A 14,532-nucleotide genomic window follows, 5' to 3' on the forward strand; every position below is an offset into this window, starting at 1 on the left:
GTGCCCTATGGCCCGGTACTGCGCTCCCGGCAGCCCTTTCTGGTCCGGGAAGGCCTGGTGGACGGTGCCGATGGGCGAGAGGAACTGGTGGTCATTCGCGCCGAACAGGCCTGAGCTTCTGCGCCGCGCCCCCGATTCCGGCGGGCCGGCGCTGACTACGACGACGCGTGGCCCGGGCGCGCAGGCGGCCGCGTAGCGGTTGCACGCCGAGCGCGTGGAGGCGGCCTTGAATGAGCAGGTCGTATGGGGCAATGCGGTCGGCGACCTGCTGTCCGCCACTCCACCTCACCTCCTGAGAGGCCGCCCCCCGACGCCTTTGACGCGCCGTCAGCTGGGCGGATAAGGCTGACCGGCGAGCTGGCGGGCCAGGTGCACGGCGTTGGCGGCAAGCGTGTGGGTCGTCTCTCGCACGGCGTCCGGGGTTTCATCCAGGTCCTGGTAGTCAGTGCCGTGCTGGGCCTCGCCGACCCAGTACGTGACGGCACCCGGCGCAAGGGAGAAGCCGATGTCGTTGAGCGCCTGAAAGACCTCGGCGCTCACGTGGTGCGCACCGTCCTCGTTGCCTACGACGGCCACCGCGGCGACCTTGTGGTAGGTGAGCAGGCGTCCCTCGTCGTCCGACTCGGACAGCTCAGCGTCCAGACGTTCGAGGACCCGCTGGCAGATGCTGGAGGGGTGGCCCAGCCAGATCGGTGTGGCGATCAGGAGGATGTCCGCCTGCAACACCTTCTCGCGCAACCCGGGCCACTGATCACCGTTGCCCATGTCCACGTCCACACCGGGCTGAATATCGAAATCCGCTACCCGCACCACTTCGCCCTCCGCACCGAGCTTGCTGAACTCCGCCATCACCTGTTCGGCGAGCAACTGGCTGCTCGAAGGCGTGGGTGAGGCATTCAGTGAGCAGACGAGCGACAGCGCGCGCATGGACGGCATGCTCCTTCAGGTCCGATCCCAAGCCGGGGCACGGCCGAGGGTTGCGGTGGGGTCATTTGCGGATCGACGGATACGGCGCTTCCTGCCGGGTGGGGCATGCCGGCGGTCGGGTGAGCGGCGCATCCCCCGGTGGACGGCAGGCTCAGGTTTCAGCGGCCCAGAGCCTTGCGCAGCTGCTCCTTGTTCATTGCGGAGCGGCCCTCGACGCCCTTCTTCTTCGCCTCTTCGTAAAGCTGATCCTTCGTGGGCCCCTGCGCGCCGCTGTGCGAGCGCTCGCCGCCCCGCTGGGAGGCGGACTTCTTGTCACGCGTGGAGGTCTTGCTGGACGTCTTCGCCTCACCCGACCTGGCCCGCTCCTTGTTGACCGTTCGCGAGGCGATCTCCTTCGCTCGCCCACTGGACGCGCCACGCTTCTCGGCGCCCTCCTTGACGTGCTCGTACTGGCGCTCCCGCTTGGCACTGGAACCTGCTGGCATGACACCTCTCCTTTCCTCACGACGGCGGTGGGCCAATCGCCCACCCTGCATGTCGACTTCCCCTCACGACCCAGGCCATACCGACCGCGCCCATACGCCGGCCCATGAACTTCAGCCCTGCGTGTACGGCAGCGTCAGGTATTCGAGGCCAGCGTCCGTCACGCCTGACTCCCTAAGGCTGCGGCGCCCCATCTCCCGACCGCCACCGAAGCGCGCAAACGAGGGAACGCGGACTTGGCACACGCGGGACCAGAAGGGTGGTCGTCGCCGCCCATCTCTCACCGCAGCGGGGAGAGGGGCGGCGGGTCACGAGGCGGGTCAGTTCATCGAGGCCGGTGAATGTCGGCCAGGGCTGCAGTGCCCAAGACCGTGCCATGCAGGTAGTAGGCCGTCAGCCTCCCGGGACAAGAACTCCGCCCGCGTGATGCTGGTCCGGGCTGGTCTGCACCCCGGCTAGTGCTGATCGTGCAAGACCTGTGCACCCGCCGGGCCGCAGGCAACGTGAGCTAGGAATCCACCCAGTTCACGGGGTGGAGGCGTCAAAACGGCTGTTGCAGGTACCTCCACGGTCTGCGCTGATGTCGTCACGAACCCGAACCTACCTGCGAGTACCGGCAGTTGAACGCTATCGATCTTGGTGGGCTCGCCTACTCCGTCCTGCGGCGGACGGCCCGGCGCCCTGGAGGCGATCGGCCCACCTCTGCCCTGCTCCGCAGGAGTCCCGTGACATGTGAGGCAGGCGCGCTGCTCCTACGGCCGGCAAACCGCAGTTTTCCACCGTGCCCATCCGGAAACTCGGGCCCCCACCGGGCAGTAGGGGAAGGAACGGGCCCCAATGAACGATCCTTACGCTGTTGCGAAGCTGGTGCTGGAAGCCGCCGAAGCCGAAGACAGCAAGGCATCCCGGCCCGGGAGGCTCTGCCGCGCGCTGATGGGCACGCCGGTGGACTCTGCCTCCACGACGCCGTGAACTTATCCGCGCCCCCTTCCAAAAAGGTCCGGGGATCGGGCCTCGGTGGAGTGCTGCCGGGCCGGTATTGTTCAGGCAGCTGTGAAGTGCTTCTTGAGCGCCTTGAAAAGCTGCTCGCGGGTCATCTTCGACCGGCCGGCGATCCCGGCCTCTGAGGCTCGTCGGTAGAGGTCGTTCTTGGACAGGGACGACAGGTCGCGGTCTGTCTGCTGCTTGCGGCTCTTTGCGTCCGGCTTCCGCGATCGGCGGGAGTCCAGCTGGTGGACTTCGCCGCCCTGCTTGCCGCCTTGACGGGGACGAGAGCTGGACTTCCTGGAGCGGGCGCCTTCCACGCTCTTTTCGAGGGCGGACATGAGGTCGAGGACGTTGGTGGCGTCCGGCGGGCCGGACTCGCTGACGACGTCCTCGCCGCGCCGCTTGGCGTCGACCAGTTCCTTGACGCGCTCTTCGAAGGTGTCCTGGTAATCCTCGGGATTCCAGTCGATGGTCAGGGCCTCGACGAGTTCCTGCGCGGTTTTGACCTCCTTGCCGGTCGCCCTCGTGCGCCGAGTGGGCAGCTGGTCCGCCACGTCGGAGGGGTCACGGACCTCGTCGGCCCAGTGCATGGTGTGCAGGACCAGCACGTCGGACTGGGCACGCAGCGCGGTCAGATACTGCTTGCTGTGCATGGTGAAGGTGGCGATGCCCACCTTGTCCGCACGCTCCAGGGCGGCCCGCAGCAGCTCGTACACCTTGCGATTGTCCTTGCCGCGAGGGGCGACGTAGTAGGTGCGGTCGAAGTACACCGGCTCGATCTCGGCGAGGTCGACGAAGCCGGCCATCTCGATCACCTTTGACTTCCCCGGCGCCACCTCGTCGAGCTCCGCCGGTTCCACGACGACGTAGTCGCCGCCTCCGAGGTCGTAGCCCTTGACGATGTCGCGGGTCTCGACCTCCCGTCCGGTGCGCTCGTTGACCCGCTTGTTGCGGATCCGGTCGGAGGTGCCACGCTGCAGCTGGTGGAAGTGGATCGTGTGGTCCTCGGTCGCCGTGAACAGGGCCACCGGCACCGTGACCAGTCCCAGCGTCACGACTCCGCTCCAGACGGGTCGTGCCATCACCTATCGCCTCGCTCTCTGCTTCCCTGTGCGTGTGCGTCCCTGTCCGTTCAGGCGGGTGACCTGGTCGGCGGCGGTCTCGGCGCGGCGGCGGGCCTCCCGTACGCGCCGGTCTGCGTCGCGGGCCTGCTCGCGCGCCTTGCGTGCGGTCGCCTCGGCCTGGTGCTGCTCCTTCTCGACGCGGCTCAGTTCCTCGGCCAGCTCGCCGACGCGCTGTTCAAGCGTCTCGGCCCGTTCTCGCGCCTCGTCCGCCTGCTCGTCCGCTTCCCCGGCCTCCTTCTGGCGTGCCTTGAGCTCCCGCTCGGTGTCCTCGGCTTTGCGTCGGGCCTGTTCGAGCCGTCGGCGGCGTTCCTCGTCGGCCTTGTCGTTGTCGTTTTCGTCGTCGCGTCGCGCGGTCCGGCTTTCCTGCCGCTTTCCCGCCGTCTTCGCGGGCCGCTGGCGGGTACCCTCCGCCGCCGTCGGGAACCCCGTGACCTGGCCGAAGGCCTTGACCAGGCGCCCGGTGGCCCATTCCTCGGCGGCGTCGGGGTCGGCGAGCACGGCGTGCAGGATGGTCTCGACCTCGCGCTGGGCGCTCTCGCCGATCGGGTGTCCGGCCCGTTCCGCCAGCTGCCGCGCCTGCCGGGACAGCGCGTCGATCACGACGTGCTGCTGCCGGCTGAGGTCGCGCAGCTGCGCCCCGTCCAGGTCGCGGTGCGCCTGGCGCAGCCCTTCGCCGAGCCGCAGCAGCGCCTCGGTCTCCTCGGGCTGCTCACGGACCAGCAGGTTGCTCGCCCAGGCCGCCAGACCGGGCCGGCGCAGCTTGCCGATCTGACCGGCGAGCGCGCGGTCGCCGGCCCTGCGGGCCTCGGCCGCCCGCGCGTCACGGGCGGAGGTGAAGTCCTCCGGCCGCAGTCCGTACAGCTCGTCCGCGACAGTGTCCAGGTCCACCGCGTCCCTCCATGCTGTTCCCGGACAGGGCCAGCCACCGGTCGGTAACGATACGAACATACATCAGCCCAGGTCACGACCCGCTTGGCGCGGTGCGTTCCTAGCCTAGGCCCGGCCTAGGCCTGCCCGACGCGGACGTGATCGTCCGCGTCACCATCACCGGTGCCGTCCATCACGTGACGGAAGCGGATTCGACCCCGGTCGTCGAGCCCCAAGCCCTCATGGGTGCAGGCCCCGCTCAAAAACTTGATCAGACAGCGGATCCGCGCAGGACAGCAAGCGCGTCGCACCGGAGCCCATGGACGGAGTGAACCTAAAAAGTGTCCGATTCGCACTATAGTTATATGAATAGTCAGAAAGACCGTGGCGTGAAGCGCCGGTGGTGATCTATGAAGGCGTCGAAAGCTGCTGCCGCATTCGGGATCACCGTCAGCCTCGGCCTCGCGGCCTGTGCCCAGCACGCTGGCCCGCCCCCGGCCTCGCCCCCGGCCACAATTGGATTGCCGCCCCCACCACCCAGCACGCCGCCGCCTCCACCGCCCAGCACCGCGGCAGCGCCTTCGACGCCGTCGGCGCCGACCGCAGCTCCCAGCAGCAGTCCGGCGGATCCTGCCTCTGTCGTCCGCAGCTTCTACGCCGCGATCAACAGCCACGACTATCAGGCCGCATGGGACCTGGGGGGAAGCCACCTTGGCCGGCCCTACGCCGACTTCGCAGCAGGCTTCGCTGACACTGCCACCGATGTGCTCAGCATCGACAACGTGGACGGAAACACGGTCGCCGTCCATCTCCACGCCGTGCACACCGATGGAACTACCGCCGACTACGCAGGTTCGTATCTCGTCGAGAACGGGACCATCACAAACGGCTCGCTGCACGTTGTAGCCACGAGTGCACAGCCTCACACTCCGGTGCCCAGCACACCAGGCGGTGGCCCGCTTGGAGCCCTCAATCCGGCGGTAACTCAGTCCACGATCCACTCGACCATCTGTGTGCCGGGCTGGACGGCGACGATTCGGCCGCCCGTCAACGTCACCGAGCAGCTGAAGAGGCAGCAGCTCGCGGCGTCCAGTGCGGCGGACAAGGACCCCTCGCACTACGAGGAAGACCACATCATCCCGCTGGAGTTGGGCGGAGCACCCTCCGACCCGGCGAATCTGCGCCCCGTGCCGCTCCCCCAAGCGCAGACGGACGACCGGTTGGAGAACTCCCTGCATCGTGCCGTGTGCGACGGCAGCATGACCCTCACGTCCGCCCAAACCCAGATCACGCAGGAGAAGGCCGCGGAGACACAACCCTGATCGACTCGGCCTCGCTGCCGGAGCCTGCGAGCCGCAAGCAGCACCGGCGAAACGGCCCATCCGTCCAGCGGGTGAACGGCGGCCCCGTGGCAGCGGCCTGCGTGAACAGGTGCAGATCGGCGGGGGCTGCCCTGGTCACGGTCAGCTCCCACCCGCAGGCCGATCGGGTAGCGGTATACCTCACCCTGACGGAACGGCCTGGCCATCCCCTCCTGCGTCACGTTACCTCCGTACGTTTGCAACGCTGTTGAGACTGACGATCAGGTAGGCCGAGAGGCAATCGGGGTCACGGGTAAGACCGCGGCCTCTGGTTTCAGGGATCGACGAACTCTCGGCGGGCCAGACGCCGCGCGATGACCGGTCCGGAGAGGCCAGCAACGTCTCCCCCGCTGGTGGCGCCAGCGCTCGACCGGCGACGGCGCCGTCGCCGCCTTCACCGTCCAACTCCGGGCCTTGCTGACGTTGTCGGCGTGATGTCGCGGCTGACAAGCGGCAGTTGGCGCGGTAGACCGCTCGAATGAAGTATCCGCAAGGAGGCGGGCCGACTGCGGAGCGACGGGTATTCGCGAGCACCTCCGGACGCAGGCGGCCGAGTTGTCCGCCCTTGGGCACGCCAGCGCCGCGGTCGCCAAGCAGTTACGTGTCAGGGCCCGGTCGGTCCAGCGATGGCATCAAGCACGGGAACACGGCGAAACGTCAGTCTTCGAGTCGAAGTGGCCGGCGTCCAGGCTCAAGCGGGTCGAGTTGATGCGGGGATGGCTGGACGGTGTCACGGTGTCGGTGACGCCACTGCGCCGTTTGCTGACGCCTGGTCACTCAACGAGGTCAGACCGGTGTCGATGAGCTTCGCTGCGCGGCGGACGTCGGCGGTCACTGCCTCGTGAATCTGTGTCGCGGTGCGGGCGCCGTCCAGATGTTTCCCAAGGCTTTGGAACTGGATGGACCACAGTCCGACCAGGGCTGTTGCTGCGATCTGCGATTCCGGGTCGTCGGGGCTGCCGTGGGTGCGTCGGGCCAGCGCTTCGGCTGCGGCGGTGACGAGCCGGTCGGTCATGTCACGGTGGTAGGCCCTTAGTGAGGGCGTGGACCTGGCCAGTGCGCCGAAGCGCCTGATCATGGCGGCGGCCTGACGAGAGTCGTCTTGCACGGCGATCCATGAGGTCATGGCTCGCAGCTCATCGGAGAGGATCCGCAGCGTCGCTTCGACCGCGGAGCAGTCCGTGTCGGCCAGGTCGGCGCCCAGGGCGGCCATTGTCGTCTCACCTTGGTCCAGGATCAGTGATTCCTTGGTGGGGAAGTAATTGAAGACCGTCTTCTCCGAGACTCCGCATGCCTGGGCGATCTCCGATACGCGGACGGCGTCGAACCCGCGCTCCAGGAACATCTCGGTCGCGGCATCGGACAGGCGTTGCCGCAACAAGCGCTTCTTCTGCTCCCGCAGCCCTTCGGCCTCGGGCGCCGCGATCCGCGGACGCCACGCCGTCCAGTCCACCGTGCTCATGACCACAGATTAGTACAGCGGCCCAAAATTTACTGCTACTGTAAATTTTCAGTGACTGTATATTCTGTCCTCTGCTCGAACGCGTCTGGGAGCCCCATGAGCGCCATCCACATCGTCCACGACTACCCGCACTCCCCCACCAAGGTCTGGCACGCCGTCACCGACCCCCAGCTCATACCGCTGTGGACAGCGACCGGGGCCGGAGCGCGCCCACAAGGATTCACCACCACCGTCGGCTCCCAGTTCCAGTTCATCGCCAAGCCCAAGCCCGGCTGGAGCGGCATCGTCGACTGCGTCGTACTGCAGGTGGAAATGCCCCGACTGCTGCGCTACTCGTGGACCGACCATGGCGGCAGCGACACCACCGAGGTCGCCTACCGCATCGAACCTCACGGCACAGGAACGCGCTTCACCTACGACCACACGGGCTTCAGGGGTGCAGGCGGGATCCTGATGACCCAGATCCTGGGTCACGTCCGGCGGAAGATGCTGCGCGTCGGCCTGTCCGCCGTGCTGAACGATCTGGACCAGGACGGCAAACTCCACCCCGAAAGCACTCTCAAGCCGAAGACCTGACTCTCCGAAGCCCACCCGATACGAGCGCACAGCTTCACTCGCCGCCCTCGGCGGTACCCATCGCGCGCAGACACGGCTGTCAGTGCGGCGGACGTTCGAGAGCCAGAACGGAGGGACGGCGCGGAGACGGTTTCCGGGTAATGGTCCCGGCGCGATGGCCACCAGCTCGGCCATGTCCCGCGCGCTCTGACTCAGTCAAGGCCTGCAGCAGTGGCGCGGGGTGGCCCGCGTTGACCAGCTCCAGTTCACCGGTGGCCACGTTCAGGTGCATCAGCTGCGCTGTGACGAAGTGGTCGTCGCCGGACTGCCGGGAGATGGCCCGGTCCATGAACGCGTACTTCTCGGCCAGGCTGACGAACACGCGTCGGGCATGGCGGTAGGCGCCGATGGCGATGGTCGCCATCGCGGCGGCGTCCAGGTCGTGGCCCATCGCGTCGATCACGGCCAGGTGCAGGATGTTGTCGTTGAGGGCGTAGTCGAAGCTGTCTCCGGCCACGCGGTAAGCGGGCTCCAGGACGCCTGCCACCTGAGCCTGGGGCACGGTCATCGTCAGCGGCGGCAGCAGGCCCCACTGGATCTCCGCGGACACACTCATCGGCTCCCGGCGCCGGGCCAGGAAGAACTGGTCGGTGTAGGCGTTCTTGGTGACCAGCATGTCGGCGACCAGGCCGGCGAGTCGGCGCAGCAGGCGCCGGTCGTCGTCGACGACGACGCTGTCCAGCGTCAGCGCTATGACACCCACCTGGTCGCTGCCGTCCAGCAGGGGCAGATTCAGCCGCACCCCGCCCGGCGGCCTGTGCCACCTCGACGACGTCCGCACGCTGGAAGGCGCGGCCCGCCGGGGAGGCGGCCATCAGCTCGGGCTGGCCCACGTGCAGCTTCCTCCCCGGAAGCGGCACCAGCGGCTCCTGAGCGTAGTCCTGGAGCAGGATGGACAGGTCACGGCCGCCGAACCTGGCCACCTCCTCCGCGATCAGCGGGGCGATCAACTGCGGAGGCAACAGGCGCCCCCGATCCAACAGCACGCCGAGCAGACGCTCACCGAAGCCCTCCGACCGGTCCACGATTCCCTCACCCATGGCCCGGTACGCCACCGCTTCCCTGCCGCCCGGCGGTCACTGCCAGGGCGCAACGTGACCGAGTGCCGCCGCGGAGCGGCTCATTACGCCATGCGCGGCACGTCGGCCCGCGCTGTCCGCGCTGTCCCGCTCGCACAATTCCACGTCCGGGGGAACGCCTACCGCCGACGGGTCCCCGGTTTGTTTGCTTCCCGCTCGCAGGTGAGTCAAGGACCGATCGGCACCACCAACAGGGTCGACCGGCCCCTTGAGACAGGTCCCTTTGCCGGGGCATGGTGAGCCAACGCACAACGCCTTGACGCCAGCGAGTTCCCGTCTTCACTGGCCGGCCAAGAGGCCGGTGCGGCCGGGAGTCGTACGCCGACACGGATCACGGATCCGCCGGCTTCCGGAAGCGTCCCTGCGCCTGCCGATGGGGGAAGCAAGGCTGCAGGGACGTTTCGCCGTCCGCGACCTGCCGTACCGGACCCTATCGGCATGCAGGAAGGTCCGCGCGGCACCGTGGCGCGGCTCGCAACCGCCCCTCCCGCCGGCACCAGCGCAGCAGCCCTCGCCTCCCAGGTGCCGAAAGAACGACTCCGCCGGGGGGGGGATCCCGCGACACCGGGAGGCCTTGCGCAATGTCGCACACCACGCCCGGGTCGCCCCTGCCCCAACCGGGTGCGGGAGGGGGTCAATTGCCGCATCGCCGCATCGCCGCATCGCCGCATCGACAGGTCATCCGTCGGCAGTCAGCCGATGATGCGGGGGCACAAAGCCCCTGCACGATTAGCCGAACCGGCCGCGTCAAGGGGAGAGCTCAGCCGATCGGGCTGCCGGCCCGGCACATGGCCATCGGTACTACCGCGGGCCTACGGTCATCGCCTGCGTTGCCGGACGGTCCCATCGATGGGGGCCTTGCCCCTCCCCGCAGCGTCACTGACCGGGGCCGAGGATCCTCGCGCACCCGCCCGCACACCAGGGGCTGACGCCCCGCAGATCGCGCCAACCGTCCTACACGGCTGCCTGGTTGGCTACTGGCCGAGGTCCAGGTGGTGAACCGCCGACCTCGAGTTGCCGTCGTGCGCGTAGCTCAGACACCCGGCGTCCGCGGCCGGCTCAGAGGCCGGGCCTCGGCCGTCGCGCGTCGGCCGAGGCCCGGAGGCGGGAGAGAGGTCAGCAGCGCTTGGCCGTGGTGGCCTGGCCCGCCACCGGGTCGCCGGGGGCGCGCAGCGTGCCGATCGCCGCGGTGCACTCCTTCACCGTTCCGGCGGGCAGGGACCAGAACTCCTGGCTGTTCGTGGCATTCCACCAGTCCTGGCCCACGACCTCGTCACGGGCGTAGCTGTAGACGCCGGTGCTGACGTCGTAGTCCTTGATCTTGCTGCGGAAGCTCTGCCACACCCAGACGTAGCCGTAGTTCGCCTGGCACTTGGGCGAGTAGAACTGCTTGACCGAGGCGACGTGCGCGCCGCCCCGGTTGATGTAGGCGGTGGCTCCGATCTGATAGGCGTCCGAACAGACGCCGGCCGTCTGCGCTTTGATGCTGAAGGGGTTGCCGGCCTCGGACGGGGTGGTCGAGCGGGTGGTCAAACTGTGCTTGCTGGGCGACGGAGCCGGACCAGTGCCGGCAACCGCGGACGTCGTCGGCAGCAGGACGCAGGCGGAAGCCGCCGCCACGACCAGGACGGATCGAGCACGCATGTGGAAGTTCCCCCACTTCTTGGTGTGTGACTCGCAGGATGGAAAAGCTGGCGCAGGCAGGGATCAACTCAGGACAAAGTGCCTGTATAGGCAAAGAGCACCCTGAAGAACACTGTCCGCGCGTTTCAGTCATCGAGTCTGACCACCGGGACCACCGGATGGTTGTGGTGCAACACACATTTACTTGTGTCGCTCTCTTCTGAACCCGCCGGTTAGGGCCCGGAGTTGGACGGTGGAGGCGTCGACGGTGCCGTTGGCGGTCGAGCTAGCGCGCGACCAGGGCGCCTCTCGTACTCCGACGGCTCACCGACCTGTCCGACCGTCGTCCCGTCCAGCAGTTGCAGAGTCCTTGACCGCGACAGCGTCCGCGCGACAGTGACGCGCCAGCACGGGCAGCGGCAGAGCGCCGAGACGGACCAGCGATGCGAGGATCGGCCCGGGTGCAGGGGTCGCCTGCGACGACACGAAGGGAGTTTCCACCGTGAAGAGCGAGTGGCTTCAGCTGGACGGTCTGAGCTCGGACCTTGCCGACCTATATCGCGATCTCCACCAACACCCGGAACTGTCGCTGCAGGAAGTCCGCTCGGCCGGTCTGCTTGCCGGGGCGTTGGACTCCGCTGGATTCGAGGTGACCGAACAGGTCGGCGGTACCGGTGTGGTCGGTGTCCTACGGAACGGGGACGGACCGGTGGTCATGCTGCGCGCCGACTTCGACGCCCTGCCCGTCGAAGAGAAGACCGGCCTGCCCTACGCGAGCACGGCGCGAGCCACCGACGCCGAGGGACACGAGGTGCCTGTCATGCACGCCTGCGGACATGACATGCACGCCGTCTGCCTGGTGGGCGCCGCCACGCTGCTGGCCCGTGCCGCCGATACGTGGTCCGGCACCCTGCTCGTCGTCTTCCAGCCCGCCGAGGAACTGGCGCGCGGCGCCCGGGACATGGTGGAGGACGGGCTCTTCGAGCGCTTCCCGAAACCGGACATCGTGCTGGGCCAGCACGTGGCACCGCTTCCCGCCGGGTTCATCGGCCATGCTTCCGGGCCGGTCATGGCCGCCGCAGACAGCGCGGCCGTCGTCCTTCACGGGCGGGGCGGCCACGGCTCCCGGCCCGAGGCCACCGTGGACCCCGTTCTCATGGCCGCCCACCTGGTCACCCGGCTTCAGGGCATCGTGGCCCGCGAGGTCCCTCCCGCCGAAGCGGCCGTGGTCACCGTCGGCCGGCTGCAGGCCGGAACCAAGGACAACATCATCCCGAACACGGCCGAACTCGGCATCAACGTTCGCAGCTACTCCCCCGAGGTCCGTACCCGCGTCAAAGAGGCGATCGAACGCATCATCCATGCAGAGTCCGCGGCCTCCGCGGCTCCACAGCCACCCGACATCGTCTGGACGCACAGCGCCCCACTGCTGGTCAGCGATCCGGAAGCCACGGCCGCCGTGGTGGCCGCGTTCGCGCAGCACTTCGGACCGCAGCGTCTGCTGCCGATGCCGCTGGTCGCCGCGAGTGAGGACGTCGGTGTCTTCGGCGAGGTGGCCGGCGTCCCCACCGTCTTCTGGTTCTGGGGCGGCCTTGACACGGAGACCGCGCTGGCCGCGTTCGCGTCCGGGAGCGTCGACTCGCTGCCGAGCAACCACTCGCCCCACTTCGCTCCGGTCGTCGAGCCCACACTCAGCACCGGAGTCCAGGCACTGGTCATCGCCGCACGCGCCTGGCTCACCTGACGGTTACGCCCAGCCACTCCCCGTCGCACACGAGGCCGGACCGGTCCGGGCCGAAATACCGCATGACTGTGCCGCGCAGGACCGTCCGGGTGGTAGCTGGACGGCTCGGACGCCTCCGGTACGCGAAGACCATCACACCGACGCGAGCCCAACGACGGCGCTGAGACTGAGGGGTTCCGTTACGCCTCGCCAACGTGAACAGCCGCAGAATCAGGTTCGGTTGACGCATCGAGCCTGCCCCGCCCGGCGGCCCACCGCAGCGTCCTATCGTGAAACTGCCCTTCGTTGATCTGGCGCTGCTCGTGCTCCGGAGGTGACACTCCCTGGCTATTCCTGCCGACCCTTCCGGATGCGCCCACCTTGGCCTGTCACATAAACGGATCCAGCAGCAGCGCCACGAGAAGATCGCCGGACTCGACCGCCCCTCTGGGAATCGTCAGACCAGTGCTGTCCGCGCGGCCCGTCTGCGGATCGCCGACCTGTTGGAAGACCTCGTCCCGGACGAATGGGAGCAGGAGTCGTTTAGCCGGGGATGGCGTGTGCGGGACGTTGCGGGACACCTCGCCTTGGTTCCCACCATCACCACCTGGGACATGGTCGCGGTCGCGCCGCGCGCACGGTTCAGTCCCGACCGGATCAACACCGTGCTGGCCCGCCGGCACGGCTCCCGAGACATCCGCGCGCACGAGAAGCGGAGCATCTGATGCGCCGCACCATCGGCAGGCCCCTCTGCGCAGTTCTCGCCGTACTCGACCTGGCCGGCATCGTCGGCCTGTGGCAGCACCCCGGACCGCCGGCCGGCCTCGTCATCACCGGCACGGTCCTGGGCGCCGTCACCCTGGCCGCCTACCGGCCCGCCGCCCGGGGCAGCACCCGCGCCCTGCGGGTGGTCGTCGGCTCACGGGTGATCTCGGCCCTGCTCGGCCTCCCGGTGTTCTTCACCGCGGACGCACCCGACTGGGCCCGGGTCACGGCCATCGTCCTCGCGATGCTGGCGCCCGCCATCCGTCCGACCGCGGCCGAGCAGGCCTGAGCCACCACCACTCGGCGCGCCCTCACCGACGCCCCATTGAGCCACGTAAGCCGGTGAAACAGCAGCACGGCATTGGTGAGGCTGCCGAGACGACTGCTAAGCCGCCCTCCCCAGAGGTGCACAGCTGAGCGTGTTCAACTGGCAATGGAGTTCAGCGATCGTCGGAGGCATTTCCGGGCATGACGTCGAAGTGCAGGTCCGCAAGCCGAAGAGTTCCGGACCTGGCTGGAGACCAGCCGCTTCGACACCGATCACCTGACCGGGCCGTTGGGGCCGACCACGTCTCGAGCCCAGTAGCCCGCTGCGTGACGGTACGACGTGCCCGCATCCACTTGGATACCGCTACTACGCAGGTCCAGCTCTCCCAGTCCTGCGTAGTCGTCGATCAGCCGCCGCTCTTGCGGCGGAACGACCGCTGGCTGGCGGCCGGGCCGTGCGCGTTGCGGATCTTTGACGCCTCGGGGTTCCCAGCGGACTCGGCGGCGTCCGCCTGGACGCCGCGCTTGCGGGCCAGAGCTTCCCGGAACTTGCGCTTGAGGTCGTAATTGCCGTCTTCGTCCGGTGTGAGAGCGGGAGTCTCGGTGTCGGCCGACTCCGAACCTTCTGGGGTTGCAGACTCTGCGGTCATGATGACCTCCTGGTTCGGGAGTGAGAAGCACACCTTGTCATACCGAGTGCAGCGCACTGCCATGGTCGGGTGCAGAACGGAGGTCACCAGACCTCAGAGCCGCACGCGTATCCAAAGATGTTACCTGGTGGATCATGGTGGCCCGCTACGCCGCCTTGGAACCACCGACTTGGATTGGACAGGGAGTTACTCGCTCCCCTGATACCGCGGGCCGCGACCTCGGGCTTGGCGATCTCTGCATAGAGAGGAACATCGTCGAACGGCTGGGCAACAAGCTCAAGGCGTAGCGGGGCATCGCGACCCGCTGCGACAGGGCCCCGGAAAGCTGACTCGCCGGGCTTGACCTGCGTGCCCGAGGGGCGCAGCTTGTCGGGATTTCGATAGCCCGCTGCCGCATCGGAAGCATGGGATTGTGCGCCACGCGCACGCTCTCGGGCCGCGCGCTCGGTTGAGGGCGACAAGAACTCCGCCCGCGTGAGTGGTCCGGGCTTGTCTGCAACCCGACTAGTGTCCTGCGCCAGAGATCCGTCGGCAGAGGCGGGCGAGGGAGTCGAGGATCTCTTCGGCTGTCTTGGTCCAGATGAACGGCTTGGGGTCGT

General features: G+C 68.1%; 13 protein-coding genes and 2 pseudogenes. 7 read left to right on the plus strand and 8 right to left on the minus strand.

Annotated elements, in window-relative coordinates; all coding sequences use genetic code 11:
- A pseudogene (locus tag ACGFYN_RS46510) lies at window positions 1-114 on the plus strand (methyltransferase); the annotation flags it as partial.
- A 213-nt stretch (window positions 115-327) separates the two neighbouring features.
- On the opposite strand, the gene ACGFYN_RS46515 reads toward ACGFYN_RS46510, so the two are convergent.
- Window positions 328-927, minus strand: coding sequence for a flavodoxin family protein (locus tag ACGFYN_RS46515; RefSeq protein ID WP_393872045.1), 600 nt, complete (start codon window positions 925-927; stop codon window positions 328-330).
- Window positions 928-1,085: 158 nt separating this feature from the next.
- Window positions 1,086-1,412: a plasmid stabilization protein gene (locus tag ACGFYN_RS46520; RefSeq protein WP_393872046.1), complete on the minus strand. Its 327-nt coding sequence runs from the start codon at window positions 1,410-1,412 to the stop codon at window positions 1,086-1,088.
- Window positions 1,413-2,247: 835 nt separating this feature from the next.
- Between ACGFYN_RS46520 and ACGFYN_RS46525 the strand changes: the two genes are divergently transcribed.
- A complete protein-coding gene (locus tag ACGFYN_RS46525; RefSeq protein ID WP_393872047.1) occupies window positions 2,248-2,382 on the plus strand; it encodes a hypothetical protein in 135 nt (44 codons plus the stop codon).
- A 71-nt stretch (window positions 2,383-2,453) separates the two neighbouring features.
- Here the strand turns inward: ACGFYN_RS46525 and ACGFYN_RS46530 are convergent, their stop codons facing one another.
- Window positions 2,454-3,479, minus strand: a complete 1,026-nt coding sequence (locus ACGFYN_RS46530; protein ID WP_393872048.1) for a Ku protein — start codon at window positions 3,477-3,479, stop codon at window positions 2,454-2,456.
- A gap of 3 nt (window positions 3,480-3,482) precedes the next feature.
- A complete protein-coding gene (locus ACGFYN_RS46535) occupies window positions 3,483-4,409 on the minus strand; it encodes a hypothetical protein (protein ID WP_393872049.1) in 927 nt (308 codons plus the stop codon).
- A gap of 389 nt (window positions 4,410-4,798) precedes the next feature.
- On the opposite strand from ACGFYN_RS46535, the gene ACGFYN_RS46540 reads away from it, so the two are divergent.
- Window positions 4,799-5,710: a nuclear transport factor 2 family protein gene (locus tag ACGFYN_RS46540; RefSeq protein WP_393872050.1), complete on the plus strand. Its 912-nt coding sequence runs from the start codon at window positions 4,799-4,801 to the stop codon at window positions 5,708-5,710.
- A 769-nt stretch (window positions 5,711-6,479) separates the two neighbouring features.
- Here the strand turns inward: ACGFYN_RS46540 and ACGFYN_RS46545 are convergent.
- Window positions 6,480-7,211, minus strand: a complete 732-nt coding sequence (locus tag ACGFYN_RS46545; protein WP_393872051.1) for a TetR/AcrR family transcriptional regulator — start codon at window positions 7,209-7,211, stop codon at window positions 6,480-6,482.
- Between the two features lie 96 nt (window positions 7,212-7,307).
- On the opposite strand from ACGFYN_RS46545, the gene ACGFYN_RS46550 reads away from it, so the two are divergent.
- Window positions 7,308-7,787, plus strand: a complete 480-nt coding sequence (locus ACGFYN_RS46550) for an SRPBCC domain-containing protein (RefSeq protein WP_393872052.1) — start codon at window positions 7,308-7,310, stop codon at window positions 7,785-7,787.
- Between the two features lie 205 nt (window positions 7,788-7,992).
- On the opposite strand, the pseudogene ACGFYN_RS46555 reads toward ACGFYN_RS46550, so the two are convergent.
- Window positions 7,993-8,866: pseudogene (locus tag ACGFYN_RS46555) on the minus strand (PP2C family protein-serine/threonine phosphatase); the annotation flags it as partial.
- Between the two features lie 1,155 nt (window positions 8,867-10,021).
- Window positions 10,022-10,549 carry a hypothetical protein gene (locus ACGFYN_RS46560; RefSeq protein ID WP_393872053.1) on the minus strand — a complete coding sequence of 176 codons (528 nt, stop codon included), beginning with the start codon at window positions 10,547-10,549 and terminating at the stop codon, window positions 10,022-10,024.
- Window positions 10,550-11,030: 481 nt separating this feature from the next.
- On the opposite strand from ACGFYN_RS46560, the gene ACGFYN_RS46565 reads away from it, so the two are divergent.
- From ACGFYN_RS46565 to ACGFYN_RS46575, 3 genes are all read left to right on the plus strand, one after another.
- On the plus strand, window positions 11,031-12,272 hold the full coding sequence (locus tag ACGFYN_RS46565) for an amidohydrolase (protein ID WP_393872054.1): 1,242 nt from the start codon (window positions 11,031-11,033) through the stop codon (window positions 12,270-12,272).
- Between the two features lie 404 nt (window positions 12,273-12,676).
- Window positions 12,677-12,976, plus strand: coding sequence for a maleylpyruvate isomerase N-terminal domain-containing protein (locus ACGFYN_RS46570; protein WP_393872057.1), 300 nt, complete (start codon window positions 12,677-12,679; stop codon window positions 12,974-12,976).
- On the plus strand, window positions 12,976-13,305 hold the full coding sequence (locus ACGFYN_RS46575; RefSeq protein WP_393872055.1) for a hypothetical protein: 330 nt from the start codon (window positions 12,976-12,978) through the stop codon (window positions 13,303-13,305). The genes ACGFYN_RS46570 and ACGFYN_RS46575 overlap by 1 nt, the downstream gene beginning before the upstream one ends.
- A gap of 385 nt (window positions 13,306-13,690) precedes the next feature.
- Here ACGFYN_RS46575 and ACGFYN_RS46580 read toward each other — a convergent pair whose 3' ends face one another.
- A complete protein-coding gene (locus tag ACGFYN_RS46580) occupies window positions 13,691-13,933 on the minus strand; it encodes a DUF5302 domain-containing protein (protein WP_393872056.1) in 243 nt (80 codons plus the stop codon).
- Window positions 13,934-14,532: the final 599 nt, after the last annotated feature.

It is taken from the genome of Streptomyces sp. NPDC048419 (genome assembly GCF_043200415.1).
In the GTDB taxonomy this organism is placed as follows: Bacteria; Actinomycetota; Actinomycetes; order Streptomycetales; family Streptomycetaceae; genus Streptomyces.